The 24,385-nt window shown below is 72.7% G+C and carries 17 protein-coding genes; 4 read left to right on the plus strand and 13 right to left on the minus strand.

Annotation, left to right across the window (positions count from 1 at the left end; translation table 11 throughout):
• Positions 1–162: 162 nt before the first annotated feature.
• Together ACVHNB_RS36390 and ACVHNB_RS36395 are read right to left on the minus strand one after the other, a co-directional pair.
• Positions 163–675, minus strand: a complete 513-nt coding sequence (locus ACVHNB_RS36390; RefSeq protein ID WP_428954302.1) for a DoxX family protein — start codon at positions 673–675, stop codon at positions 163–165.
• 93 nt (positions 676–768) lie between these two features.
• Positions 769–2,040: a hypothetical protein gene (locus tag ACVHNB_RS36395; protein ID WP_428954301.1), complete on the minus strand. Its 1,272-nt coding sequence runs from the start codon at positions 2,038–2,040 to the stop codon at positions 769–771.
• Between the two features lie 166 nt (positions 2,041–2,206).
• Here ACVHNB_RS36395 and ACVHNB_RS36400 point away from each other — a divergent pair, with 166 nt between their 5' ends.
• Entirely contained in the window at positions 2,207–3,070 is an 864-nt protein-coding gene (locus ACVHNB_RS36400; protein ID WP_428954300.1) for a DUF4429 domain-containing protein, read from the plus strand.
• Between the two features lie 24 nt (positions 3,071–3,094).
• On the opposite strand, the gene ACVHNB_RS36405 is transcribed toward ACVHNB_RS36400, so the two are convergent.
• Positions 3,095–3,886, minus strand: coding sequence for a class II aldolase/adducin family protein (locus tag ACVHNB_RS36405; protein WP_428954299.1), 792 nt, complete (start codon positions 3,884–3,886; stop codon positions 3,095–3,097).
• Positions 3,887–4,004: 118 nt separating this feature from the next.
• Between ACVHNB_RS36405 and ACVHNB_RS36410 the strand changes: the two genes are divergently transcribed.
• On the plus strand, positions 4,005–4,493 hold the full coding sequence (locus ACVHNB_RS36410) for a pyridoxamine 5'-phosphate oxidase family protein (RefSeq protein WP_456226812.1): 489 nt from the start codon (positions 4,005–4,007) through the stop codon (positions 4,491–4,493).
• A gap of 66 nt (positions 4,494–4,559) precedes the next feature.
• Here ACVHNB_RS36410 and guaA read toward each other — a convergent pair whose 3' ends face one another.
• Positions 4,560–6,140, minus strand: a complete 1,581-nt coding sequence (gene guaA / locus ACVHNB_RS36415; RefSeq protein WP_456226813.1) for a glutamine-hydrolyzing GMP synthase — start codon at positions 6,138–6,140, stop codon at positions 4,560–4,562.
• A 330-nt stretch (positions 6,141–6,470) separates the two neighbouring features.
• On the opposite strand from guaA, the gene ACVHNB_RS36420 reads away from it, so the two are divergent.
• Positions 6,471–6,758 (plus strand): chorismate mutase, encoded by a 288-nt coding sequence (locus ACVHNB_RS36420; protein WP_428954296.1) that lies wholly within the window; start codon positions 6,471–6,473, stop codon positions 6,756–6,758.
• A gap of 523 nt (positions 6,759–7,281) precedes the next feature.
• Here the strand turns inward: ACVHNB_RS36420 and ACVHNB_RS36425 are convergent.
• A complete protein-coding gene (locus ACVHNB_RS36425) occupies positions 7,282–7,989 on the minus strand; it encodes a hypothetical protein (RefSeq protein WP_456226814.1) in 708 nt (235 codons plus the stop codon).
• Positions 7,990–8,193: 204 nt separating this feature from the next.
• On the opposite strand from ACVHNB_RS36425, the gene ACVHNB_RS36430 reads away from it, so the two are divergent.
• Positions 8,194–9,261: an LAETG motif-containing sortase-dependent surface protein gene (locus ACVHNB_RS36430; RefSeq protein ID WP_428954294.1), complete on the plus strand. Its 1,068-nt coding sequence runs from the start codon at positions 8,194–8,196 to the stop codon at positions 9,259–9,261.
• A gap of 76 nt (positions 9,262–9,337) precedes the next feature.
• Here the strand turns inward: ACVHNB_RS36430 and ACVHNB_RS36435 are convergent, their stop codons facing one another.
• The 8 genes from ACVHNB_RS36435 to ACVHNB_RS36470 form a co-directional block, all read right to left on the minus strand.
• On the minus strand, positions 9,338–11,128 hold the full coding sequence (locus ACVHNB_RS36435; protein ID WP_456226815.1) for a GMC oxidoreductase: 1,791 nt from the start codon (positions 11,126–11,128) through the stop codon (positions 9,338–9,340).
• Between the two features lie 63 nt (positions 11,129–11,191).
• The gene (locus ACVHNB_RS36440) at positions 11,192–12,826 is read right to left on the minus strand and encodes a succinic semialdehyde dehydrogenase (protein ID WP_428954292.1); all 1,635 of its coding nucleotides are present in this window, start codon (positions 12,824–12,826) and stop codon (positions 11,192–11,194) included.
• A 121-nt stretch (positions 12,827–12,947) separates the two neighbouring features.
• The gene (locus tag ACVHNB_RS36445; RefSeq protein ID WP_456226816.1) at positions 12,948–14,633 is read right to left on the minus strand and encodes a serine/threonine-protein kinase; all 1,686 of its coding nucleotides are present in this window, start codon (positions 14,631–14,633) and stop codon (positions 12,948–12,950) included.
• Position 14,634: 1 nt separating this feature from the next.
• Positions 14,635–16,299 carry a serine/threonine-protein kinase gene (locus ACVHNB_RS36450; protein WP_456226817.1) on the minus strand — a complete coding sequence of 555 codons (1,665 nt, stop codon included), beginning with the start codon at positions 16,297–16,299 and terminating at the stop codon, positions 14,635–14,637.
• Positions 16,300–16,379: 80 nt separating this feature from the next.
• Positions 16,380–17,948: a protein kinase domain-containing protein gene (locus ACVHNB_RS36455; protein ID WP_456226818.1), complete on the minus strand. Its 1,569-nt coding sequence runs from the start codon at positions 17,946–17,948 to the stop codon at positions 16,380–16,382.
• A 64-nt stretch (positions 17,949–18,012) separates the two neighbouring features.
• Positions 18,013–19,602, minus strand: coding sequence for a protein kinase domain-containing protein (locus tag ACVHNB_RS36460; RefSeq protein WP_456226819.1), 1,590 nt, complete (start codon positions 19,600–19,602; stop codon positions 18,013–18,015).
• A 124-nt stretch (positions 19,603–19,726) separates the two neighbouring features.
• A complete protein-coding gene (locus ACVHNB_RS36465) occupies positions 19,727–22,063 on the minus strand; it encodes a protein kinase (protein ID WP_456226820.1) in 2,337 nt (778 codons plus the stop codon).
• A 155-nt stretch (positions 22,064–22,218) separates the two neighbouring features.
• Entirely contained in the window at positions 22,219–24,255 is a 2,037-nt protein-coding gene (locus ACVHNB_RS36470; RefSeq protein ID WP_456226821.1) for a serine/threonine-protein kinase, read from the minus strand.
• Positions 24,256–24,385 lie beyond the last annotated feature (130 nt).

Below are 24,385 nucleotides of genomic sequence, written 5' to 3' on the forward strand. Positions count from 1 at the left end.
CCGCACCCGCCAACGCACCACCAACCCGGCAGACGAGAAGGCACGAGGCCGCCGCAGGCAGGCCTCTCAGGGGCGCGGGGAACTGCGCGAGAAGCCCCACCGAACCCGCACCCGCCAACGCACCACCAACCCGGCAGACGAGAAGGCGCGACCGCCCCCGGGTCAGTCCAGTTTCCGGCCCCGCCACCACGCGTCCACGGACCACACCGCCGCCCCGGCCAGAACCAACGGCAGCCACGCCATCAGGTAGGCCAGATCGTTGCCCAGGTAATACGGCTCGGTCGCCCAGCTCACCGTCAGCCACAGGCTCAGCGAGATCAGCGCACCCCCGACCGCCGCAATACGCGCCAGAAGCCCGAGCAGCGTCCCGATCCCGACCGCCAGCTCGCCGAAGGCAATCGCGTAGCCGAAGCCCGTCGGCGACTTCAGGGCGAGATCGACGAGCCCCGGGATCGCGGAGATGTCGCGCACCCCGCGCATCTGGTCCCCGATGGACCCGGCCCCGCTCGCCTTGAAGAACGCGCTGTCGGTGAGCTTGTCGAACGCCGCGTAGATGAAGGTGACACCGAGGAAGACACGCAGCGGGACGAGGGCGTAACGCTGCGCGGTCTCGCGCCAGCCCCCGCCTCCCCGGACGTAACTGGTGTGCAGATCCGATCTCATCCCGTGCGCCATAGCTGATCCGCCGCCTCTCGCGCCTGGTGCCCTTTACCCGACCATACGTACGAGACGGCGCCCCGGCTCAGTTCCGCGGCCGATCAGCCGGTTTCAGTCCATGACGTCGATGGCGCAGCTGTTCGTCTCGACGCCGGTCGCGGTGATCACCTGCACATCGACCCGGCCGGGCTCGACGTCCACCGGGACCGGCACCGTCAGCAGCGCGTCCGTGGGGTTGGTGAAGCCGCCGGGGACGGGCACGAGCGGCACATGGACGTGCACGGCGCCGATGCGCACGGCGACCCGGGCCAGCTGGTCGGCGGTGCCCGCGCCCGGCGGCACGAACCCGGCACCGCGGATCTCGATGTCGTCGCCGGTGCGGATCGGCGCGTCCAGGTCACCGGGCTCGCGGGCCCGCACGACGGAGAGGACGACCGGGCGGCCGCCCTCCGCGTACTTGCCGCACAGGTACGTCGCCGCCGACACCGCCACCAGGACGGCGAGGCCCCACGGCAGGTCGGGCAGCTGGTCGGGGCGGCGGGCGAGGCGGGCCGCGGCCCACACGAGCGCGGCCGCGCACACGGCGACGTACTGGATGTCGGTGAAACTGCCGCGCCCGGAGTCGTCGGTGAGCAGGTCGGCGGCGCGGGGGCGGGCGGCGCGCACCTTCTGCAGGCGCTGGGCGAGCACCCGCACCCCGATGACCCGGCGCACCAGCACCGCGACCGCGCACACCACGGCCAGCACGGTCAGCAGGCCCGCGCCACGAGCGAGTTCGAGCCCCTCGATGAGGTCGTCGCGGGCCGCCGGGCCGGACGCCGAGGCCAGCTCACCGGCCAGCACCAGTACCGAGTAGACCGCGAACAGCACCACGGAGCCCGCCACCGCGCGCGACGTCGACAGCCGGTTGTCCTCGCCGATCACCGGCGCGAGAACACCGCCGCGGGTCCGGTGCACGGACGCGGCGCCGCTCAGCAGCCCGCCGGCCACGACCGCGGCGACGAGACCCGCCGTGCGCGCGGCGCTCCAGCCCGCGCCGATCGCGGTGAGCGCCTGGACGAGCAGCAGCACCCCGACGCCGCCCCACACCACGTACAGGGTGCGCGGCCACAGCCCGGCGAGCCAGACGGCACCCTCCTCGCGGCCCCGGTCGGCGACCGCCCTGGCGGACTGGGTCAGTTCGTCGGAGATCCACTGCCGGGAGGCCCCGGCCGAGTGCGCGACAGCGGGCGGCAGACCGCCGCCGGACGCCAACTCGTCGCGCTTCGCGAGGAATTCGGCCACAGCCTTGCGGTGCCCCGCGCGCGCCCCGTGCGGGCAGTCGCCGCACGTGCACCCGCCCCCGTGCGTGCCCTGCCCCTGCCGCGCTTCCTGCACCGCCACCGCGACGCCCCCGCCCTCAGCCTCTGTCCCGCCCGTGAACTTCCTTGCGATGAAAGGGAATTGTGCCCCACACGGCGCATGCTCCGGCGCACGGGTCCGGCCCCGGAGAGTGAACGGCATTCGTCCGCATTGACCGGAGTGTTGACGACGCTGCGAGAATTTCCGTATGGCCGAGATCATCCAGCGTGACGGGACCTGGGCCTTCGACGGGACCACCGTCCGCATCACCCCAGGTCTGCACCGCACCGTGGCCCTGCTGCGGCAGACGTACGGCGAGATCAGCGTGCCGCTCACGGCCGTCTCCGGAGTCGCCTACGAGCCCGAGCGCAGGCGCGGCCGGCTCCGCCTCACCCTGCGCGAGGCCGCCGACCCGCTGCTCCAGGCCACCGGCGGCCGCCTCCCGGACCCCGCCGACCCCTACCGGCTCGCGGTCGACGCGGACCGCTCCGGGGTCGCCGAGTACATCGCCGAGGAGATCCGCCAGGCGCTGCTGCTCGAACAGCTCCCGGACGGACCCGCCGAGTCGTACCTCGTGTCGGGCCCCGCGGTCCCGGTCTCCGTCCGCTCCAGCGACGGCACCGTCTCCTTCGACGGCAGCCGGGTCCGGATCGACTGGAGCGACACCTCGGACCGGGTGAAGCGGGCGACGGGCCCGCGCGTCATCGCGCTCGGCGACCTCGACGGCGTCGACTGGGTCCCCAACTCCGGTTACGAGGACGGGGTGCTGCGCTTCGTCCTGAAGGGCTCGGCGTACGCGAAACTGCCGCCGGAGAAGGACCCGTACGCCCTCGACCTGTGGGGCAACGCCCGCAAGGACCTGCTCACGGCCCTCGTCGCGGCCGCCGTCACGGCCCGCCTGCCGCACCCCTCGACGCCGCCGGGCACCGCGGAGCGGTCGGCGACGCGCCACCCGGACCACGACGTCCTCCTGCGCCGCCTGCGGGAGCTGGGCGAGCTGCACCGGCAGGGCGTGCTCACGGACGACGAGTTCCTGATGACGAAAGGGGTCGTGCTGCGCGACTTCCGGTAGCGGGGAGCCGCGCCCGGCGAGCGGCTACGCCAGCAGATCCGGCTCGCTGCGCGTGATGTCCTGCCACAGGGACTGGTAGTTGATCCACGCCACGAGGTCCCCGCCCGTCCGGTCCCGCGTCGCGACGGCCTGCCGCCGGTCGATCAGGACGGGCCGCCCGGCCGCCCGCGCCGCGAGCTGCACCTGGCAGCACCGCTCCAGGGCGATGAACCACCAGGCCGCCGCGTCCACCGAGTCGCCGACGGTCAGCACACCGTGATTGCGCAGGACCAGCGCCTTGTACGCGCCCAGCGCGACGGCGATCCGCTTGCCCTCCCCCGCGTCGACGGAGACCCCCGTGTACTCGTCGAGCAGCGCGTGGTCCTCGTAGAAGGCGCAGGCCTCCTGGGTGATCGGCTCGATCAGCTCGCCGAGCGCGGACAGCGCGCGCCCGTACGTGGCATGGCAGTGCGCCACGGCGACCAGCTCGGGCCGGGCCCGGTGCACCTCGGCGTGCACCGTGAACGCGGCCTGGTTGACGTGATGGCGGCCCTCGACGACCTGCCCGTCCCCGTTGGCCAGCACGAGGTCCCCGACGGTGATGTGCCGGAAGGGCATCCCGAACGGGTTCACCCAGTAGCAGTCCTCGAACTCCGGGTCCCGGGCGGTGATGTGCCCCGACACCCCGTCCTCGTACCCGAGCCGCCCGAAGATGCGCAGGGCGCCCGCGAGCCGCTCCTTGCGGTGGCGCCGCTCGTCGGCCGGGTTCGTGTGCACCGGGGGCATCGCGAACTGCAGCTGGTCGGGAGGTATCGGGGCGGGGTTCTGCGTCGACATGCAGCGGAAGGTACCTCCGGGGCGGCGAAGGCGACAGAGGTCCGCTGTGAAGAGAATGCGGCGAAACGCCCGTGGATACCCGACAGGAGATGACGGGTATGGGCGCCACACTCGACGCATGACGTCGAACGTGACCTCCTGGGCAACCTTCACCGCCGCCGAGCCGGACCTCGCCAAGACCGTCGAGGAGCGCTTCGGCCGGCACACCCACCATGTCCTCGCGACCCTGCGCAAGGACGGCTCGCCCCGCACCTCCGGGCTCGAAGTGCGCTTCCTGGACGGCGAGTTCTGGCTCGGCATGATGCCGGGCTCGCTCAAGGCCCGCGACCTGCTGCGCGACCCGCGCTGCACGGTCCAGGCCAACCCGGGCGACGGCACGACGATGGACGGCGGCGACGTCCGGATCAGCGGCCGCGCCCGCCTCGTCGAGGACCCGGCGGACATCGCCCGGTACACCGGCCAGGTCCAGGTGCCGGACCCGGACGACTTCCACCTGTTCCGCGTCGAGCCCACCGAGGTCACCCGGACCTCGATCGAGGACGACACGTACCTCGTCGTGCAGGTGTGGAAGCCGGGCGAGGCCGTACGCACGATGAAGCGGACGTGACGGGCCCGGACGTGCGAAAGTGCCGCCCACCCGGAGGCGGACGGCACTCTCACCGGACTGTGGGGACTACTCCCACTCGATGGTGCCCGGCGGCTTCGACGTCACGTCGAGCACGACGCGGTTGACGTCCGCCACCTCGTTCGTGATCCGCGTCGAGATCTTCGCGAGCACCTCGTACGGCATCCGCGTCCAGTCCGCCGTCATGGCGTCCTCGGACGAGACCGGGCGCAGCACGATCGGGTGGCCGTAGGTGCGGCCGTCGCCCTGGACGCCGACCGAGCGGACGTCCGCGAGCAGGACCACCGGGCACTGCCAGATCTCACGGTCCAGGCCGGCCGCGGTCAGCTCCTCGCGGGCGATGGCGTCGGCCTCGCGCAGCAGGTCCAGGCGCTCCTTGGTGACCTCGCCGACGATCCGGATACCGAGGCCCGGGCCGGGGAACGGCTGGCGCTGGACGATCTCGTCCGGCAGGCCCAGCTCGGCGCCGACCATGCGGACCTCGTCCTTGAACAGCTTGCGCAGCGGCTCGACGAGCTGGAACTCGATGTCGTCGGGGAGCCCGCCGACGTTGTGGTGCGACTTGATGTTCGCGGTGCCGGTGCCGCCGCCGGACTCGACGACGTCCGGGTAGAGCGTGCCCTGCACGAGGAAGGCGACCTCGGGGCCGTCCTCCTGGAGGATCTCCAGCTGGGCCTGCTCGAAGACGCGGATGAACTCACGGCCGATGATCTTGCGCTTGGTCTCCGGGTCGGAGACCCCGGCCAGGGCGGTCAGGAACCGCTCGCTGGCGTCGACGACCTTCAGGTTCGCGCCGGTAGCGGCGACGAAGTCCTTCTCGACCTGCTCGGTCTCGCCCTTGCGCATCAGGCCGTGGTCGACGTACACGCAGGTCAGCTGCGAACCGATGGCCTTCTGGACCAGGGCCGCGGCCACCGCCGAGTCGACGCCGCCGGACAGACCGCAGATGGCGCGCTTGTCGCCGACCTGCTCGCGGATCGCGGCGACCTGCTCCTCGATCACGTTGCCGGTCGTCCAGTCGGGCTTGAGGCCCGCGCCGCGGTACAGGAAGTGCTCCAGCACCTGCTGGCCGTGCGTGGAGTGCATCACCTCGGGGTGGTACTGGACCCCGTACAGCTTCTTCTCGTCGTTCTCGAAGGCGGCGACCGGGACGACCTCGGTGGACGCGGTCACGGTGAAGCCCTCGGGGGCGGCGGAGCAGGCGTCGCCGTGCGACATCCACACCGGCTGCTCGGCCGGGGTGCCCTCGAAGAGGGTCGAGTCGGCCTTGGAGACGGCGAGCGGGGTGCGGCCGTACTCGCGGGCGCCGGTGTTGTCGACGGTGCCGCCGAGGGCCGTCGCCATCAGCTGGAAGCCGTAGCACATACCGAAGACGGGGACACCCGCCTCGAAGATCGCGCGGTCCAGGCGCGGGGCGCCCTCCGCGTAGACCGACGAGGGGCCGCCGGAGAGGATGATCGCCGCCGGGTTCTTGGCGAGCATCTCCTCGACCGGCATGGTCGACGGGACGATCTCGCTGTAGACCCGGGCCTCACGGACTCGGCGGGCGATGAGCTGGGCGTACTGCGCACCGAAGTCGACGACCAGGACGGTGTCGGGGGCGGCGGCAGCGGAAGTCGCTGATGACACGGGTTGCCTTCCGGCGGCTTAGCAGGGGGTCGTACCGGTGATTCTACCGGCTCGGCCGGGCCGCCCTTCAGGCCACGGGGCTCGACCCCGGACCCCGCTCCTCGATCGCCAAAGGGGCGTGAAGGTGCCGCGCTATACTCGGGGCCATGTTCTCGCAGACGACCTTCGTCTTTACCTATGGCAGCCGGCCCGCCGGATGCCATGGTGGTGCTGCTTGAGCTACTGACAAGCGACTTCCCAGGCGCCCCGGGCCGACAAGGCCCGGGGCGTCTGGCGTTTCCGGGTCCTGCCGGTCCGGGGCTCCCGACACCGACCGTGAGGAGCCCCACCATGACCGCCACCACCACCGAGCAGACCGGCGCCCGCACCCCCGAGGCCGCCGACGTGATCACCGGCGCCCGCGAGCGCATCGACGCCCTCGACGACCGGATCATCGGCCTCGTCCAGGAACGCATGGCCGTCTCCGCCGTCGTGCAGGAGGCACGCATCGCCTCCGGCGGGCGGCGCGTGAACCTCTCCCGCGAGATGGAGGTGCTCGGCCACTACAGCGACGCCCTCGGCAAGCCCGGCACCTCGCTCGCGATGACGCTGCTCGAACTGTGCCGGGGCCGGATCTGACCCCGCCCGACCGACGCCGTATCCGAGTTCGAATCCGCACTCACCCGTACGGCGCGTGACCGGTCGGCGCGGGCTTCGTTGGTCCCGGTGTCCGTGCCAGCCAGGGGCGGGCCGAACAAAACCACGCGTGGCTTCGCTGGAGCGATGAGACGTCACGGTCACGCCGTACGTCGTGGGACCTCGCTTCAGTGCAGTGACCGGACGGCAGGGGACAGCAGCCCGGTCACCCAAGAGAACGGTCGGTCCCGGGGACGCCCGGGGCCGGCCGGCCTCCCGGCTTCCTCCCTCCCCGGCATCGAGCACGATGCGCAGGAAACCCCACACCTGCGCGTCACGTCCCCTGCTCACCCAGTGAACCGACCACCACGGCCGCACAAGAGCCAGCGGCGCTACCCCCCGGCGCCGCTCCGCGGCACCGACGCTGCCCTGACGTCGGAGCCGACACCGAAGGGCCCCGCAGATCCGTCCTGCGGGGCCCTTCGCCCATGCCGCTGCCCATACGGCAGATCGTCCTGATGTCTCGTCAGGATGCTTTGTTCGCGGTCGACTTCTCCAGCTTGGCCAGCTGCGCCCGGATGATCTCTCCCGGGACCTCGGCCTGCTTCGCGTCCAGGATGTTCATGGCGTAGAAGGAGGCGACGGTGGAGCCGGTGCGCACGACCGTGTACGTCATCGGGATCGTCTCGCCGTCGATCTTTCCGGTCATCTCGTACGAGACGGCCTCGTCGCCCAGGTCGGGCGCCTTGCGGGGCTTGACGCCGCTGTACTTGTAGCCCGTGTGCTCGTACGCCTCGCACTTCTCGCTCGCCGTGCGCAGCCCCGCGAGCACCTTCTTGGCGTCCGCCTCCTCGTGCGCGAGCAGGCCCAGCTGGATCACCGTGGCGTCCGTCTCGGTGAGGCTGGTCACCGACCGGGCCACGATGGCGGCGGCGTCCGGCTCGGTGCCGAGCAGGAACAGATCGGCGATCGGCTGGCAGGCGGCCGGCTTCGCGGGCACGCTCACCTCGGCGATGTCGCCCTTGCCCAGGGCGCCGACGCGGTAGCCCTTCACATCCGCCTCGGTGATCACGGCCTGCTTCAACTGTGCCTCACTGAGCGGCTTCAGCGCGGCCTTCGCGGCGGGCCTGTCCGCGCTCTTGGCGTCGTCCGCTCCCGAACCGCACGCCGCCGTGGCCGCGAGTGCCGCCGTCGCACAGACACCGGCCAGCACGCGCCCCAGACCTGACTTCATGTTCGTTCCCCACCCCATGTGTACGCGGGCGCGTCCGCCCATCCGGTCGCACCGAGCCGCAATCAAAGCCCGGACCTGCGGTGTTTGCCAGCCCTTCAAGCCCGCCGCGCGTAACGATCGGGGATCGGCACACCGGCTGGTGATCCACTTCACATAAAGATCCTGTGAGAACCCGGACAACCATTACCGGCCATCACGGGTCACATGTGCAGAACCGACGGCCACACCCGCGACCGCCACCGCGGCGGCCTCCACTCCGCACCGATCGAGGTCCTGATGAAGCTTCGCCGCGCACTGGTGACGGCGGCCGCGACGGCCGCCATTGCCCCGATCGCGCTCCTGTCCGCGCCGGCCGCGTTCGCGGACGAGACGCCGAGCACCACCCCCGGAGCCGTGGAGACGACCCCGTCGTCCACCGAGGCCACGCCGGGCGAGACGCCCCCGACGACCACGCCGGCCCCGGCCGAGACCGAGACCGTCCCGGCGCCCGAGACCTCCTCGCCGTCGACCGACACGACCACGACGCCGCCGGCCGTCACGACCACGCCGCCGAGCGAGACGACCGAGCCGGGCGACGAGCCGGGCGACGACGAGTGCACCGACTACGAGGACAGCCCCGGCACCCTCGCCGAGCTGCGCGGTCTGCCGTCGAAGGTCGTGGCCGGCTCGGGCTGGCACGGCTTCACGTTCCGCGTCTCGAACTACACCGGCAAGGCCTTCGAGTCGGTCTCCGCGGAGCTGTACGCCTTCGCGTACGCCTACGACGAGGACACCACGGAGATCACCCGCTTCGTGCACGTCCAGTGGTTCGACGGGTCCGCCTGGAAGGACATCGACACCAGCATCGAGAGCGAGGACTACCTGCCGTTCGCCGACGCGGGCGCCCTCGCGCCGGGCGAGCACGCCGACATCAAGCTGCGCCTCAAGGTGGACGCCAAGGCCCCCACCGGGATCGGCGGCTCGATGGCCTTCGCCACCAGCGTGGACGCGGACGGCGTCTGCGGCTTCAGCGTCCCCGAGGACCAGGAGTACCGCTTCGAGATCCTGGCCGCGGACAGCGAGCCGGGCAAGGTCCCGCCGGCCAAGCCCGAGCCGAAGCCCAGCAACACCCCGGCCCCGCAGTCCAGCAGCACCCCGCTCGCCGGCTCGCTCGCCTCGACCGGTGCCGACTCGATGCTGCCGACCGTCGGCCTCGTCGGCGGTGTCGCCGTCCTCGCCGGTGCCGGTGTCGTCTACTCCGTGCGTCGCCGCTCGGTGAGCGACGAGGCGTAAGCGCCCCGCACGTCTCGCGAGAAGGACCCGCACTCGGAGGGGGGTGCGGGTCCTTTCGCGTGCAACTGCCGTACGGCTACTGCTCCTTGGGCGGCACCGCCGGTATGCCCAGGAACGGCAGCTTCAGCGCGCCGAACGCCTCCGCCGGGACCGCCGGGCTCTTCGGCTCGACGGGCGCGAGCCGCGCGTACACCGTGCCGATCTCCGGACGCGGGTCCTCCTCGCCCTTGTTCGGCCAGTACGACATCGCGCGCTCGGCCTGCGCCGTGATCGTCAGCGACGGGTTCACGCCCAGGTTCGCGGAGACCGCGGCGCCGTCGACGACGGAGATGCCCGGGTGGCCGTAGACCCGGTGGTACGGGTCGATCACACCGGTCTCGGCGCTGTCGCCGATGGGGCAGCCGCCGAGGAAGTGCGCGGTCAGCGGGGTGCCCATCAGCTCGCCGACGTTCGACCCCGCGAAGCCGTTGATCTCGGCGGCGATCGCGGACGCGCCGCGCGAGGCCGCCTCGATCTGCTTGGGGTTGGGGGCGCCGTGCCCCTGCTCGGCGGTGAGCAGCCCCTTGCCGACACCGTCCGGCTTCAGGTACGTGGTCAGCGAGTTGTCCAGGGACTGCATGACCAGGCCGATGATGGTCCGCTCCGACCAGCGGCGGTTGGACAGCGAGCGGGCCAGCAGCGTCGGGTGCTTGGCCACGTTCGCCAGCCACCCGGCGACCCTGGACGAGCCCTCCGCGTACGGCACTTGGAGGATGGACATGCCGCCCATCGCGTTCGAGCCCTTGCCGTAGCGGACCGGCTCGATGTGCGTGTCCGCGTCCGGGTGGATCGACGAGGTGATCGCGACACCCTTGGTGAAGTCGGCCTTCGCGGTGCCGTGCCGCTTGCGGTAGCGCCGGTCGGTCGTCTGCGCACCCACCAGAGCCTCGGAGTTGGTGCGGGTCAGCTCCCCCAGCCGCTTGGACAGATACGGGAGTTGGCCACTGGCCTTCATCCGGTGCAGCAGCGTCTGCGTGCCGTACGTGCCCGCCGCGACGACGACCTTGCCGGCCGTGAAGACGCGCCCGGCCGACTTCTTCTTGTCGGTGGGCAGCGTCGAGACCGCGTACCCGCCCTGCGAGTCGTCGGTCACGGAGACCACGGTCGTCATCGGGTGGACGACCGCGCCCGCCTTCTCGGCGAGGTACAGATAGTTCTCGTTGAGGGTGTTCTTCGCGCCGTGCCGGCAGCCCGTCATGCACTCGCCGCACTCGGTGCACGCCTTGCGCGCCGGGCCCGCGCCCCCGAAGTACGGGTCCTCGACCTGCTGTCCCGGCCGGGCCCTGGTGGTCCCGTCGGCGTCGTCACCGTCGCCGAAGAAGACGCCGACCGGCGCCATGTGGAAGGTGTCGCCGATGCCCATGGACTGGGCGGCCGCCTTCAGATGGACGTCGGCCGGGGTCATCGTCGGGTTGAGCCGCACGCCCAGCATGCGCCGCGCCTGGTCGTAGTACGGCTTCAGCTCCTCCTCCCAGTCCGTGATGTCCTTCCACTGCGGGTCCTCGAAGAAGGGCTTCGGCGGTACGTAGAGGGTGTTGGCGTAGTTCAGCGAGCCGCCGCCGACCCCGGCACCGGCCAGGACCATGACGTTGCCCAGCAGGTGGATGCGCTGGATCCCGTACATGCCGAGCCGGGGCGCCCACAGATAGTTCTTCACGTCCCAGGAGTTCTTGGGCAGCGTGCCCGGCGCGAACCGGCGGCCCGCCTCCAGGACGCCGACCCGGTAGCCCTTCTCGGTCAGGCGCAGAGCGGTGACGCTGCCGCCGAACCCGGAGCCGATGACCAGGACGTCGTAGTCGTACGCGGGGCCGTCTTCGCCCATCGCCATTGATGGTTCTCCCTGTGTGCGTGTGCGGGCTGTGGGTGGCTGGTCGCGCGGTTCCCCGCGCTCCTAGCGCAGCCGGAACTTCTTCATCACGCTCAGGCTGGTGGACATGAACTTCGCGTACTTCTCGTCGTCCATCCCGAACGACGGCGCCATCGGCATCACCCGCTGGTGCGCCACCGTCTGCGCCTCGGTGTACTTGAGGATGCCCTCGGAGCCGTGGCGGCGGCCGAGCCCGGACTCCTTCATGCCGCCCATGGGCGCCTGCACGCTGCCGTACGCGGGCGCGTAGCCCTCGTTGATGTTCACGGTGCCGGTGCGCAGCCGGGCCGCGACCTCGTGGCCGCGCTTGGCGTCCTTCGTCCACACCGACGAATTGAGTCCGTACGGCGTCGAGTTGGCCAGCGCGATGACCTCGTCCTCGTCGCTGAAGCGGTAGATGGACACGACCGGGCCGAAGGTCTCCTCGGTGCAGACCGCCATCGGCGCCTCCACCCCGTCCAGGATGGTCGGCTCGAAGAAGTACGGGCCGATGTCGGGGCGCGCGACACCACCGGCGACGAGCGTGGCGCCCTTCGCGACGGCCTCCTCGACGTGCCGGGACACGGTCGTCAGCTGCCGCTCGCCCACGAGCGAGCCCATGTCGGCGCCGTACGCGAGGGACTTGCCGAGCCGCATCGCCTTGGTGCGGGCGGCGAACCGCGCCACGAAGGCGTCGGCGACCGACTCGTGGACATACAACCGCTCGATGGAGATGCACAGTTGGCCCGCCGAGGAGAAGCAGGCCCGCACCGCGCCGGCCGCCGCCTTCTCCACGTCGGCGTCCTTGAGCACCAGCATGGCGTTCTTGCCGCCGAGTTCGAGGGACACGCCGACCAGGCGGGCGGCGGCGCCCTGCGCGACCTCGCGGCCCGTACGGGTGGAGCCGGTGAACGAGACGTAGTCGGCGTGCTTGACCAACTCGGGCCCCACGACCGGGCCTTCGCCGAGGACGACCTGGAAGACCTCGGCGGGCAGCCCCGCCTCGATGAGCAGGTCCCGCGCCCACAGGGCGGTCAGGCAGGTCTCCGTGTCGGGCTTCATGACGACGGCGTTACCCGCGACGAAGGCGGGGAGCGCGTCGCCGACGGACAGCTCCAGCGGGTAGTTCCAGGGCGCGATCTGGCCGACGACGCCGCGCGGCTGGCGCAGCTCGGTCACCTTGGTGAGCGTCGGGACGGCGCCGGTGTGCCGCTTGGGCTTCAGGTACGCGGGGGCCTTGCGGCCGTAGTGCCGGGCCGCGACGGCAACGGCCTGCACCTCCTCGTGGGCGTGCAGGCGGGCCTTGCCGGTCTCCAGCTGGATCAGGTCGAGCACCTCGGCCTGCCGGGCGAGGACCAGATCGTGGAAGCGCAGCAGCACGGCGGCCCGCTGCCGCGCCGGCGTCTTCGCCCAGACCTCCTGGGCGGCGCGGGCCCGCTCGAAGGCGCTCGCCACGTCCTCGGGCGTCGACTCCGGCAGGTCGGCCAGCTTCTCACCGGTGAAGGGCGTGTGGTTCGCCGTCCGCCCCGAACCGACCACGCCCCGGGTGAGCTGGGCGACCAGCTCGGGCGTGACCACGTCGGAAGCCGTGCGCGCGCCCTCGGGGGCGGCGGCCTGCGGATTCGTACCGGTCTTCGCTGCGGTCTCTGCGTTCTCGGGGGTGGCCTGCGACTCCGTCATGTGGGGGAGGGTATGCCGAAGCCGACGCTTTCGGTACCCATCAGTAATCGGCTTTCACCGAGTACACACACTGCGCCAGTGATCGCTGGCAGCAAAGCCGCTGATCAGCGGCTTTGTCGACCTACCCGCTGCTCTCCTCGCCGCCGGAGAAGTCTTTGCCGAGTTCGATCCGATCCCGCGCCTGCTTGAACAGCGTGGTGCCCTGCTTCTCGTGCGCCTTCACGCCCTTCGGCATGCTCACGGCCAGGTCGTAGCGGGCGTGCTCGTCGACGACGTACAGGTGCATCTCCCGCTCGACATAGCTCCCGTCCGCGTTCGTGAACGTGACGTCGAGCTGGGCGGCGTCCTTGCCGTGGAAGCTGGTCCTGGTGACCGTCCGGTGGATGTCGCTGTAGCCCTTGTCGTCGTAGGAGTCGCCGACGCCGGTCGCCCAGGCGAGCGCCGTCGAGCCGCCCGCGGTGACGGCCCAGCGCTTCAGGCTCAGCGTCACGTCGCTCTTGGGGTCGGTGTACTGGACGCCGTCGTCGGACGGGTCGTGGTAGACGTCGGTGAGTTCGTCCGGGACGGAGATCAGGGCGCGGAGCCCGGACTCCTTGCGGACGGTCCAGCCCTCGTCCGACGCGGACGGGGAGACGGGCCGGGTGGGCGTCGCCCCGCCGCTCCAGGTCTCGCTCCCGCCCTTGCCCTCGCCGTGCGGGACGCTCGGGTCACCGCCCGCCCCCTCGCTCAGCGACGTACCGAGCCAGACCCCGCCGCCGACCATCAGCGCCCCGACGACCGCGGCGATCACCAGGGCGGGGCCGCGCCGCGCGCCGCGCCGCTTCGCCCCCGACTCCGCGCCGCCCTCGGGTTCCGCGACGGTCCCGGTCCCCGGACGCCCGGTGAGCCGCACCGTGCCCACGTCGTCGCCCATTTCCCGCAGCCCGGCGGGGTCCTGCGCGGGCACGTCGCCGAACGGTTCGGGCAGCGGCCGCCCGGACACCGCGGCGTCGAGCCCCGCCTCGGCCACCGCCGCGTCCGGCCGCCCCGCCGGGTCCTTGACCAGCAGCCGGTCGATCAACGGCCGCAGCGCGCCCGCCCGTTCGGGCACGGGCGGATCGGCGGAGAGGATCGCGGCGAGCGTGGACTCCAGCGTCGTACGGCGGAACGGCGACCAGCCCTCCACGGCCGCGTACAGCAGAACCCCCAGCGACCACAGGTCACTTGCCGGTCCGGCGCCGTCGCCCGACATCCGCTCGGGCGCGATGCACTCCAGCGAGCCGACGAACTCGCCGCTGACCGTGAGCGACTCCTCGCCCTGGATGTGCGCGATGCCGAAGTCGGTGAGCACGACCCGGCCGTGCGGGCCGAGCAGCACGTTCGCCGGTTTCACGTCGCGGTGCACGATGCCCTTGGCGTGCGCGGCCCGCAGCGCGCCGAGGACGGCGAGCCCGATGCGGGCCGCTTCCTGCGGGGCCAGCGGGCCGCGCTTGAGCACCTCGTGCAGCGACTCGCCCCGCACCAGCTCCATGACGATCCACGGCAGTTGGTCCTCCAGGACCACGTCGTGAATGGCGACCGCGGACGGGTGCTCGACCCGCGCCGCGGCCCGTGCCTCCCGGTGCAGCCGCGCGTAGGCGCGCCGCTGGGACTCGCCGTGCGGGTCGCCGGGCAGCCGCGGCTGCTTCACCGCGACGTCCCGCCCGACGAGTTCGTCGACGGCACGCCACACGGTGCCCATGCCGCCGGCGCCGATCCGCTCGACGAGCCGGTACCGGCCGCCCACCAGACGGCCCGCTCCGGTGTCCGTTCCCCCGTGACCGCTCACTTCAGAGGTTCTCGATGTCCAGGTTGGCGACGGCGGTCTCCGCGACCTCGCGTCCGCGCTCGGTGAAGTCGCCCTTGGCCGGATAGTCGATCCAGAGCTGGTACATGTCGCCCTTCGAGGTCTTGAAGTAGAAGACCTTGGCCTCGCGCGGCTTGACGGCGTCGGAGTCCGAGTCGTCGACGTAGGTGATCGTGTTCTCGGCGGAGGCCTTGTCCCGGTACGTGGTCTCGGCGGTCCTGCTCGTCGGCTCCGGCTTGTCCGCCATGCCGGTGGCGTCGCCCTTGTTGATCTCCTCCGAGTCCTTGTTGGCCTGCGCGCTCGCCGAGCTGGCGATCTCGTTCAGCGAGTCCTCGGACTTCTTCTTGAGGTTGAGCGTGATGGAGACGGCGTAGCTCGGATCGGTGTACGAGACCCAGTGCCTGGTCCTGTCGATGCTGTTGTCCGCCTCGGCGCGGACGTACGACGCCGGCGTCCCGAACGAGGCGCCCAGCAGCTTCGCCTCATCCTGCTGCTTCCACCCGTCGGGCAGCGGCCCCGCGAACGGGTTCGCGATCACCAGGTACGCCGCGACCGCCGCGGCCACGACGCCCGCGCCGATCCCGGTCGACGCCTTGCGGCCGAGCCGGAACCCGCCCTGGCCGGAGCCGGTCCGCACGACCTGCGTGGGCGGCTGGACGGGCGGCTCGGCGGCGCGCTCCAGCAGGGCGCGGACCTGCGCGGCGTTCGGCCGGCGCGCCGGGTCCTTCTGCAGCAGCCCGTTGATGGCGTCGGCCAGCGGGCCCTGCGCGGAGGCGGGCGCGGCCGGGGTCGCGTTCAGCACGGACTGGAGCGTCGCGGGGGTGTTGGTGCGGCGGAACGGCGAGACGCCCTCCGTCGCCGCGTACAGGACGACGCCCAGCGACCACAGGTCGGAGGCGGGGCCCGGCCGCTGCCCCAACACCCGCTCCGGCGCGATGAATTCGGGCGAGCCGACGAAGCCGCCGGTGTCCGTCAGGTTCGTCTCGCCCTCGATCTGGGCGATGCCGAAGTCGGTGAGGACCACCCGGTCGTGCCGGCCGAGCATGACGTTGTCCGGCTTCACGTCGCGGTGCAGGATCCCGGCGGCGTGCGCGGCCTCCAGGGCGCCGAGCACCTCGAGGCCGACGCGGGCGGCGTCCCGCACGCCGAGTGTGCCCTCCTGGAGCGCGGCGCCGAGCGAGCGGCCCTGTACGAACTCCATGACGATCCACGGCTGGCCGTCCTCGACGGCGACGTCATGGACGTTCACCACCGCCGGGTGGTCGAGCCGGGCCGCGGCCCGCGCCTCGCGCCGCATCCGCTCGAAGACGGTGGCCCGCTCCCGGTCCGGCAGATGGTCGGGCACCCGGGGTTCCTTGACGGCGACCTCACGGTCCACCGTCTCGTCCTTGGCCCGCCACACGGTGCCCATGCCGCCGTGCCCGAGCTTGCTCAGCAGCCGGTAGCGCCCGGCCACCAGCCGCCCGGCGCCCGGGTCCGACTGCGGCGGCACGGCCTGCGCGGGCTCCGGCCGGGGCTGCTGCTGCGGAGTGGTGCGGGCGTACGGGTTCCCCTCGTGCGGCACGTGCGCGGGCCCCGGCCGCGGCGGCTGCAGCCCGAAGCTGGTTGGTTCGTTCGGGCCGTAAGAGGCTCCCCCGTTGTCACTCATGGACCCATGACTACCGCGAGGCACGCCCCCGGTTCCACTCAGGTCACGGACTTGTGACCGCGCTGATGCCTCACCTGCCGTCATTCCGTCGCAGATGGGGCGAACGTGTCGACGGCGGCGTCGAAGTACGCGCGTGCCTGATCGATTCTGCCGACCGGCGCCGACACCCACACGTCGTACATCCGGCGGCCCTCCCGCCAGCACAGATCGAGGGTGTGCCGGGCCCCCTCGGCCGCACTGAACCCGTTCCAGGTGAACTCCCACAGCGCGGCGTCGTGCCCGTCGTGCGAGGTGTCGGTGACCTTCCCGTCCCGGTAACCGGGGTTGGTGCGCGGCCCGTCGGCGGCCGCCCGCCGCTGCGCCGCGCCGGGCCCGCCGGCCGGCACCGCGGAGACCTTGATCCCGATGCGGAAGGTCCTGCCCGGCGACGTGTAGAGCACCCGCGGCCCGTCGAGCGAGCGCGTGAACCCCTCCGGCACCGCGAGGCTGAACCCCTTCCGGTCCGCCACGGTCCGGTACCCGGGCGGCGCGGTGGGGGTGCGGGTCTCCTGCCGGGTGACGGTGACGGTCGGGGTGGGCGAAGGGGACGCCGTCGCGGTGCGGGACACACCGGGCGCCGAACTCGTCGGCCTCGAAGGAGCGTTGTCGTCCCGGTGGGCCAGGAGCAGCGCCACGGCGAGCGCGGCCCCGGCGAGCGCCGCGACGAGCGCCGCCGCCACGAGCAGCACCCGCGTGGAGATCCTTCGACCGCGCAAGCCCGGCGCCTCGCGCCGGATCGGCGCGTACGGCATCCGCGACAGGGCGGGCCGCGGGGTCGTGCCCGTGGCGAGGTACGCGAGCAGCAGCCGCTCGGCCTCGTCGAGCCCCATCCGCCGGGCGGGCTCGCGCTCCAGCAGGCCCCGGATCACCGGGAGCAGCGGGGCGGCCTCGGCGGGCGGGCGCACCTCCTCGTACACGACGGCGTGCAGGATGCCGCCCAACGAGTCGCGGCGGAACGGGGATTCGCCGCTCAGCGCGGCACACAGCAGAGCCCCGAGCGACCACAGGTCGGCGCCCGCGCCGGCCCGGTCCCCCGCCATCCGCTCCGGCGCGGTGTACTCCGGCGATCCGACGAAGCCGCCGGTCTCGGTGAGCGTGGTGGCGCCCTCGACCTGCGCGATCCCGAAGTCGGTGAGCACGACGCGGCCGGTGCCCGGCTCCAGCAGGACGTTCGCGGGCTTGAGGTCGCGGTGCAGCACCCCGGCGGCGTGCGCCACCCGCAGCGCGGCGAGCAGCGCGAGCCCGATCCGCGCGGCCTCGACGGCGTCGACGGGCCCGTCCCGGGCCGTCCGGTCGGCGAGCGAGCCGCCGCCGATCAACTCCATGACGATGCAGGGGTGTTCGTCGTGCAGCACCACGTCGTGCACGACGATGATGTTCGGGTGCCGCAGCCGGGCGACGGCCCGCGCCTCGCGCAGCATCCGCTCGCGCTGCTGGCGCGCCTCGTCCTCGGAGAGCGTCTCGTCGACCCCGAGTTCCTTGACAGCGACCTGTCGCGCGAGCAATGTGTCGGAGGCCCGCCAGACGACCCCCATGCCGCCCCGCCCGATCCTGGCCTCCAGCCGGTAACGGCCGCCGACCACCCGGACGTTGCCCCCCTCGGTCCCCATGCGCCCCATCATGCCGCACGGTTGCGGGCGGCAGTCCTCCGGTTCCGGTCAGCTCTTTCAGGCCTTAAGCGGGCTGCCAGCCCCGCAGAATCGCGTCGAACTGTTCCCGCGCGCCGTCCCAGTCCGCGGCCGGCACGGACAGATAGATCGCGTACTCCCTCCCGTCGGCGGCCCGGTAGGTCTGCTCGATGGCGTGCCGCGGACCGGACGTCGCGTCCTGCGTCCCGGCGGTCCAGGTGAACTCCCACAGCGACCCCGGCCGGCCCCGGAACATGTTCGACTGCAACGCCACCCGCTTGTAGTGCGGCAGCTTGGGCTGCAGCCCCTGCTCCAGCTCCAGCTGGTGCTGGTAGGAGTCCGGCCACTCGGAGCCCTGGTCGATGGCGATGCGGACGAACCGCTGGCCGCCGTCGGGCGTGTAGTCGATCTGCGAGCCGTCCTGCTGCCGCTTCCATCCGGGCGGCAGCTTCAGGCTGAAGCCCTCGACGTCGTCGTACGGCACCCAGTTGTCGGGAATGGCGCCGGACTTACCCCCGGACCCGGACCCCTGCTTCCCGTCGGAGCCCTGCTGGCCCCCGGTGTTCTGCTGCGCCGAGTCGCCGCTGCCGGCGTCCCGGTGGTCGACGTAGTACATCGCCCCGGCCGCGCCGCCGCCCCCGACGAGCAGGGCCGCGACCACGACACCCAGCACCCGGGGCCAGCGCCGCCGGGGCCCCAGGACGACCGGCGGCTGCGCGGGCGGCGCCACCGACGTGGCCGTCTCCGGGCGCGGGGCCGGCGGGGGCGTCGGCGTCGGTACGTGGACCTGGGTCGGCACATACGCCTGCGCCGCGCTGGACCGCCGGCCCTCCGCGGCCTCGGCGAGCATCATCTCGGCCTCGTCGGCGCTGGGCCGGGTGGCCGGGTCCTTGCGCAGCAGCGCGCTGATGACCGGCCCCATCGCCCCGGCGTGCTCCAGGGGTTCGGGCTCGTCCTCGACGACCGCCTGCATGGTGCTCAGCGGCGAGGTGCGCCGGAACGGCGAGATCCCCTCGATGGCCGTGTACAGGGTGGCGCCGAGCGCCCACAGGTCGGAGGCGGGCCCGGGCTCGGAGCCGCTGACCCGCTCCGGGGCGAGGTAGTCGACGGACCCGACGATCTCGCCGGTCCGCGTGATGGTCGAGTCGCCCTCCAGCTGCGCGATGCCGAAGTCGGTCAGCTTGACCTGCCCGTTGCGGGCGAGCAGGACGTTGCCCGGCTTCACGTCGCGGTGCAGCACCCCGGCGTTGTGCGCGGCGCGCAGCGCCCGCAGCGTCCACAGGCCGATGCGGGCGGCCTCGGCGGGCACGATACGGCCGTGCTCCTTGACGGCGTCGGCCAGCGAGGGCCCCTCGACCAGCTCCATGACGATCCACGGCCGGTCGTCGTGCTCCAGCACGTCGTGCACGGTCACGCACGCGGGGTGATTGATCCGCGCGGCGGCCCGCGCCTCCGTCTGCGTTCGGGCGAGCAGCACCGCACGATCGGCTTCGGCGACCCACTGAGCGGCCGTCAACTCCTTCACCGCGACGGCCCGGTGCAGCACTTCGTCATGGGCGCGCCACACGCGGCCCATGCCGCCGCGTCCGATCGATTCACCGAGCCGGTAGCGGCCCGCGAGGAGCTGGCCCTGCATCTGATTCACGTTCCCCCGCAAAGGTCTTGACGGGGCCACACTAGGGAGCGGGCGACACTCAAGGAACAGGCGGGGTGCCATGGAAACAGCACTGTGACGCGCGTCGCGTCCGAAACCTCCCGGTTCAGCCGCCGTACTGGTAGGTGGACGACGCCTGTTCGTACAGCCGCGTCACCTCGTCGCGCTCCGCCTCCGGACCCCGGACCTGCACGACGTGGTACTTCCCGCCGACGACCATGGCCAGATTCCGCACGTACACCTCGCGCCCGTCGGAGCCCTGCCAGGTGAACTGCCCCTCGGCCATGGACCGCCCGCCGACGTCGATGGTCTTCATGCCGCTGGAGGTCGCCCAGGTCGAGTCGCGGAACGGCTGCAGCTCGCGCTCGTCCTCCCGCTGGTACTTCATGGGATCACTGCCGTACGAGGACGTGGAGTCCCGCCCGGGGACGAGCAGCAGCTCGAACTTCCCGTGGGTGTAGAGGACCTGCCCCCGGCCGTTCTTCCCCTGCCGCTGCCAGCCCTTGGCGACGGCGACCTCGAAGCCCTCGGGGTCCTTGCGGAGGGTGAACCCTGCGGCGACATCGGACTGCGGCTGTGTGCTGGACGGGGTGGAACTGCTCTTGCCGTCCGGCGTCTTCGAGGCGTCCGGGGCCGACGGCCTGCCGTCGCCCTTCCCGTCCACCGCGGACGGGGAGCGCTCGGGCGCCTCGCCCACCGAGTTGGCGTTCTCCTGCGCGCCCTCGCCGGGCTCGGCCTTCGGCATGAACACCATCGCGTACGCCACCGCGCCGACGAGCCCGACCAGGACCAGCACGACCAGCCACCGGCCCAGCGACCTGGGCCCGCGCTCGCGCCGCTCCCTCGGTGCCCGCTGCGGCTTGGGCGCCCGCTGCGGCCTGGGCGCTCGCTGCGGCTTCGGCGCCCGCTCGGCGCGGCCCCGCTTGTGCCTCGCGTGACCGGCGGCCGCGGCCCGGCGCCTGCGGACCAGCTCGCCGCGGCGGCGCACGACGGGCAGCCGGGCGGCGTCGAACGGGGGCGCGGGCACCACGTTCGCCCCGGCCTCCGGCTCGGGCGCGGAGCGCACCAACGACCGCAGCCAGCCGCGCAGTTCCTCGAAGTCGAGCCGCTCGGTGGGGTCCTGCCGCAGCAGCGACTCGACGACGGGCCGCAGCGGCCCGCACTCCTCGGCGAACGCGGGCGGCTCGGCGCACACCATCTGCACGAGCTCCGGCGTGGACTCCTCCGGGTAGGGCGCGTGCCCCTGCACGGCCCGGAAGAGCAGGGCCCCCAGGGCCCACAGATCGGTGGCGGGCCCCACCGGAGCGGCCAACTGCCAGCTCTCCTGCACGGGATAGGCCTGCTCGGGCGCCCACCGCTCGGTGACGGGCCCGACCACGGTCATCCGCACCTGCCGGGCCCGCTCGGCGGCGACCCCGCCCAATTGGCGGCCGTCCGCGGCGGCTGCGTCCCGGGATTCGGCTCCGGCCGGTGCCTCTCCAGCCCCTCCGGCGCTTTTGGGGCGGAGCTCCGAGTCCTCGGCGCCGGGGATCAGCTCGTTCCACCGGGTCGGCCGCACCCCGGTGTCCACGGCGGCCTCGACAGAGCGCCCGGGCCGGGGCGCGGCCCCGTGCCAGGACTCCCCCACCCCGTACGGATCATCGATACGCCCCCCGGCGGCGGCCGCCCGCGCTCCCGCCCGGTACGCGGCGATCGCCCCGGCCCGAGCGGCCCGGTAGTCCCCGGGGTCCGGTGCGGCGGCGGGCGCGGGCACCGGCGCGGACTGCGAGGGCGGCGGCGCCGCGGCCGGCTGCGGCGCGGCGCTCCCGGTGTCCGACCCGAACCCGTCCTCGTCCTCCGGCGACCGGGGCGGCCGGGGGTCGTACCCGCACAGAGCCTCCTCGGCGGCCCCGGCGGCCAGCCCGGTCAGCACGATCCGCCCGTCGTCGCAGACCAGCACGGTCCGGGCGGTGATGTTCCGGTGCACCCACCCGTGCGCGTGCAGCGCCCGGAGCGCGGTCAGCACGTCGGAGGCGACCTCGGCGGCCCGGTACGGGCTCAGCGGCGCCTCGGCCAGCACCGAGGCCAGCGGCCGCGCCCGGACGGCCTCGCTCACGACCCACAGCGACCCGCCCTCGGCGAACACGTCGAAGACCTGGTCGAGCCGGGGATGGTCGGGTATCTGCGCGGCGGCCTGGGCGGCCTCTATGGCCCGCGCCACGGCGGGCTCGGCGGACCCCCGGGCGGCGGCCGCCCCGGGCCGGAACCCCTCCGGCAGCCCGTCCGCGTCGAGCACCTCGGCCTCGACGGTCTCCGGCAGCGGCACCTGCCGGACGAGGACTTCCTGACCGCTGTAGGTGTCGAAGGCGCGGGTCTCGGCGGACTCGGCGGACTCGTACGCGTCAGAGGACGGAACGGGCAGCCGGTACCGGTCGGCGAGCACCCGTCCCGCGTACTCGTCCACGACGACACCCCCTGCTCCACCCGGCGGTCAAATCCGTTCGTTCTGTGCCCAGTTGTACGCACTGTCGCGTCACGACGCCTCCTGATACGGCTGCGTACGGTCCGCAAGCACTCACGATACGTGCCGAACGGCTCCGGAGTTGAGGACTTGGGTTTTCAACTCTTGGGCTTGAAGGACTCCGTGAACGTCTTCCAGGTCGCCTTGCGCTTCGCCCCGTCCCAGCCGGCGTCCTTCGCGGTGTACATCAGCGCGTACCCCTGCGAGCCGTTCACCACGAACCCCCGGTCTATCGAGCGGTACTTGGTGCCCCCGTCGACATAGGTGAACTCCCAGTCGGCCGTGTTCCAGCCGCGGTAGTCCACCGCGGCTATGCGTATGCGGTCGTACTGGGAGCGGCGCATGTAGTTCTCCTGGCTGCGCCAGTCCGCGACCGGGTCGGACTTCGGCGTGCTGGTCCAGCCGACCAGCAGCTTCTGTCCGTCGGGGCCGGTGAAGCGCGCCCCGGCGGCGCTGGTGGAGCCGTACTTCCACCCCTTGGGCAGATCGATCGAGAAGCCCTGGGAGTGCTTGTACGGGGTGGCCGAGGTGTCGGCGCCGGAGCCGGAGTCGTCGCTGCCGGGCGAGGCGCCCTGGCCGGGGTCGGACGAGCCGCCCTCGTTCTCGTCCGGCTCGTTCTCGTCGGGCTCGTTCTCGTCCGGCTCGTCCTCGCCGGACCCCTTGCCCTGCTCCTGCCCCTGGGCCTCTTCCCCGCCCTTGCCCGTGTCCTTGCCGCCGGACCCGGTGGACCCGGCGGACGAAGCCTTGTCGCCGCCGTTCTTGGCGCCGCCGCCGTTGCCGTCACCGCCGTTGAGGGAGACGGCCAGGACGACACCGATGACGACGAGCGCGACGACGGCCGCGATGATCGCGAGGGTGCGGCGCGGCACGACATCGGTGATCGACGCCTTGCCGGCCGGGGTGCGCGGCGGTCCCCCGGGCTGCGCCGGGATCCGGCCGGACGCCACCGGCGCCGAGGCGGAGGCGGCGGACCCGGCGGGCTTCTCCCGGGCGGCCGTGGCGGCGGCCGCCGCCTTGCGCACCGACTTGAGGGCGCCGCGCAGCTTCTCCGCGGCCTCCTCGCTCCGGGCGGCGACGGACGAACCGGCCTTGCCCGCGGGCTTGTCGAGGGGCGGCGCGGGCGGCAGCGGCACGACCTTGGTGGCCTCGACCGGCTCCGGCTCGGCGACCGCCTTGGGCGCGGGCGCGTGGATGACGTCGTTCAGCAGCGCCCGGGCGCCCGCGTCGTCGAGCCGCTGCGCGGGGTCCTTGGCGAGCAGTCCGTAGATGACCTGCTCCAGCGCCCCGGCGTTCTTGGGCGGATCGACCGGCTCGGTCATCACCGCGGTCAGCGTGGCGATCGCCGACCCCTTGTCGTACGGGGGCACGCCCTCGACGGCGGCGTACAGCAGACCGCCCAGCGACCACATGTCGGCGGCGGGACCGGGCTTGTGCCCGCGAGCGCGCTCGGGCGAGATGTAGGAGGGCGCGCCGACGAGCATGCCGGTGGAGGTGATCGAGGGGTCGCCCTCCACCTGGGCGATGCCGAAGTCGGTCAGCACGACCCGCCCGTCCTCGGCGATCAGCACGTTGGACGGCTTCACGTCGCGGTGCAGGATGCCTTCCCGGTGGGCCGAGCGCAGCACGTCGAGGACGGCGAGCCCGACCTCGGCGGCGCGCCGCGGTTCGAGGAGCCCGTCCTCGCGGATGGCCTCGGCGAGCGACTTGCCCTCGACGAGCTCCATGACGATCCACGGCCGGTCGTCCTCGTCGACGACGTCGAAGACGGTGACGGCGCCGTTGTTGCGGATCCGGGCGATCGCCTTCGCCTCACGCAGCGTGCGCGTGATGAGGCGTCGCTTCTCCTCCTCGTCGATGCTCGACGGGAAGCGCAGCTCCTTGACCGCGACCGTGCGTCCGAGGGTCTCGTCCTTGGCCCGCCACACGGTGCCCATGCCGCCGCGGCCGAGCACGTCGCCGAGGCGGTACCGCCCGGCGAGCAGCCGGCCGGTCGCATCCTGGCCGGAAGCGGACTTGCCACCGGTGGACGACGCCTCGTCCGGGCCGTCGTGAACGTCCTGTGCGTCCTGCAAGGACGAGTCCTGACGAGCGCTCTTGTCCTGACGGGCCTCGCCCGCCCGCTCCGACTCCGACATGCGTCCCCTCTGCAACCCGCCCTGACAGAGCCTTCATTGTCCCTCACGCGACGACCGCCCTACGCCCAGGGTCGGTCCTCCGGCACCCTTGCCGAGAACGTCCCGAAGGGACCGTCATGCCCGTACTCCG

This window comes from Streptomyces sp. YJ-C3, from assembly GCF_053891275.1.

Bases quoted from the DNA above. Each gene is read 5' to 3' on its own strand.
- ACVHNB_RS36450 (WP_456226817.1), bottom strand. From the start codon at position 16,299: ATGAGTGACAACGGGGGAGCCTCTTACGGCCCGAACGAACCAACCAGC.
- ACVHNB_RS36435 (WP_456226815.1), bottom strand. From the start codon at position 11,128: ATGGCGATGGGCGAAGACGGCCCCGCGTACGACTACGACGTCCTGGTC.
- ACVHNB_RS36440 (WP_428954292.1), bottom strand. From the start codon at position 12,826: ATGACGGAGTCGCAGGCCACCCCCGAGAACGCAGAGACCGCAGCGAAG.
- ACVHNB_RS36405 (WP_428954299.1), bottom strand. From the start codon at position 3,886: ATGTCGACGCAGAACCCCGCCCCGATACCTCCCGACCAGCTGCAGTTC.
- ACVHNB_RS36420 (WP_428954296.1), top strand. From the start codon at position 6,471: ATGACCGCCACCACCACCGAGCAGACCGGCGCCCGCACCCCCGAGGCC.
- ACVHNB_RS36460 (WP_456226819.1), bottom strand. From the start codon at position 19,602: ATGCAGGGCCAGCTCCTCGCGGGCCGCTACCGGCTCGGTGAATCGATC.
- ACVHNB_RS36455 (WP_456226818.1), bottom strand. From the start codon at position 17,948: ATGGGGACCGAGGGGGGCAACGTCCGGGTGGTCGGCGGCCGTTACCGG.
- ACVHNB_RS36425 (WP_456226814.1), bottom strand. From the start codon at position 7,989: ATGAAGTCAGGTCTGGGGCGCGTGCTGGCCGGTGTCTGTGCGACGGCG.
- ACVHNB_RS36430 (WP_428954294.1), top strand. From the start codon at position 8,194: ATGTGCAGAACCGACGGCCACACCCGCGACCGCCACCGCGGCGGCCTC.
- ACVHNB_RS36470 (WP_456226821.1), bottom strand. From the start codon at position 24,255: ATGTCGGAGTCGGAGCGGGCGGGCGAGGCCCGTCAGGACAAGAGCGCT.
- ACVHNB_RS36390 (WP_428954302.1), bottom strand. From the start codon at position 675: ATGGCGCACGGGATGAGATCGGATCTGCACACCAGTTACGTCCGGGGA.
- ACVHNB_RS36400 (WP_428954300.1), top strand. From the start codon at position 2,207: ATGGCCGAGATCATCCAGCGTGACGGGACCTGGGCCTTCGACGGGACC.
- ACVHNB_RS36410 (WP_456226812.1), top strand. From the start codon at position 4,005: ATGACGTCGAACGTGACCTCCTGGGCAACCTTCACCGCCGCCGAGCCG.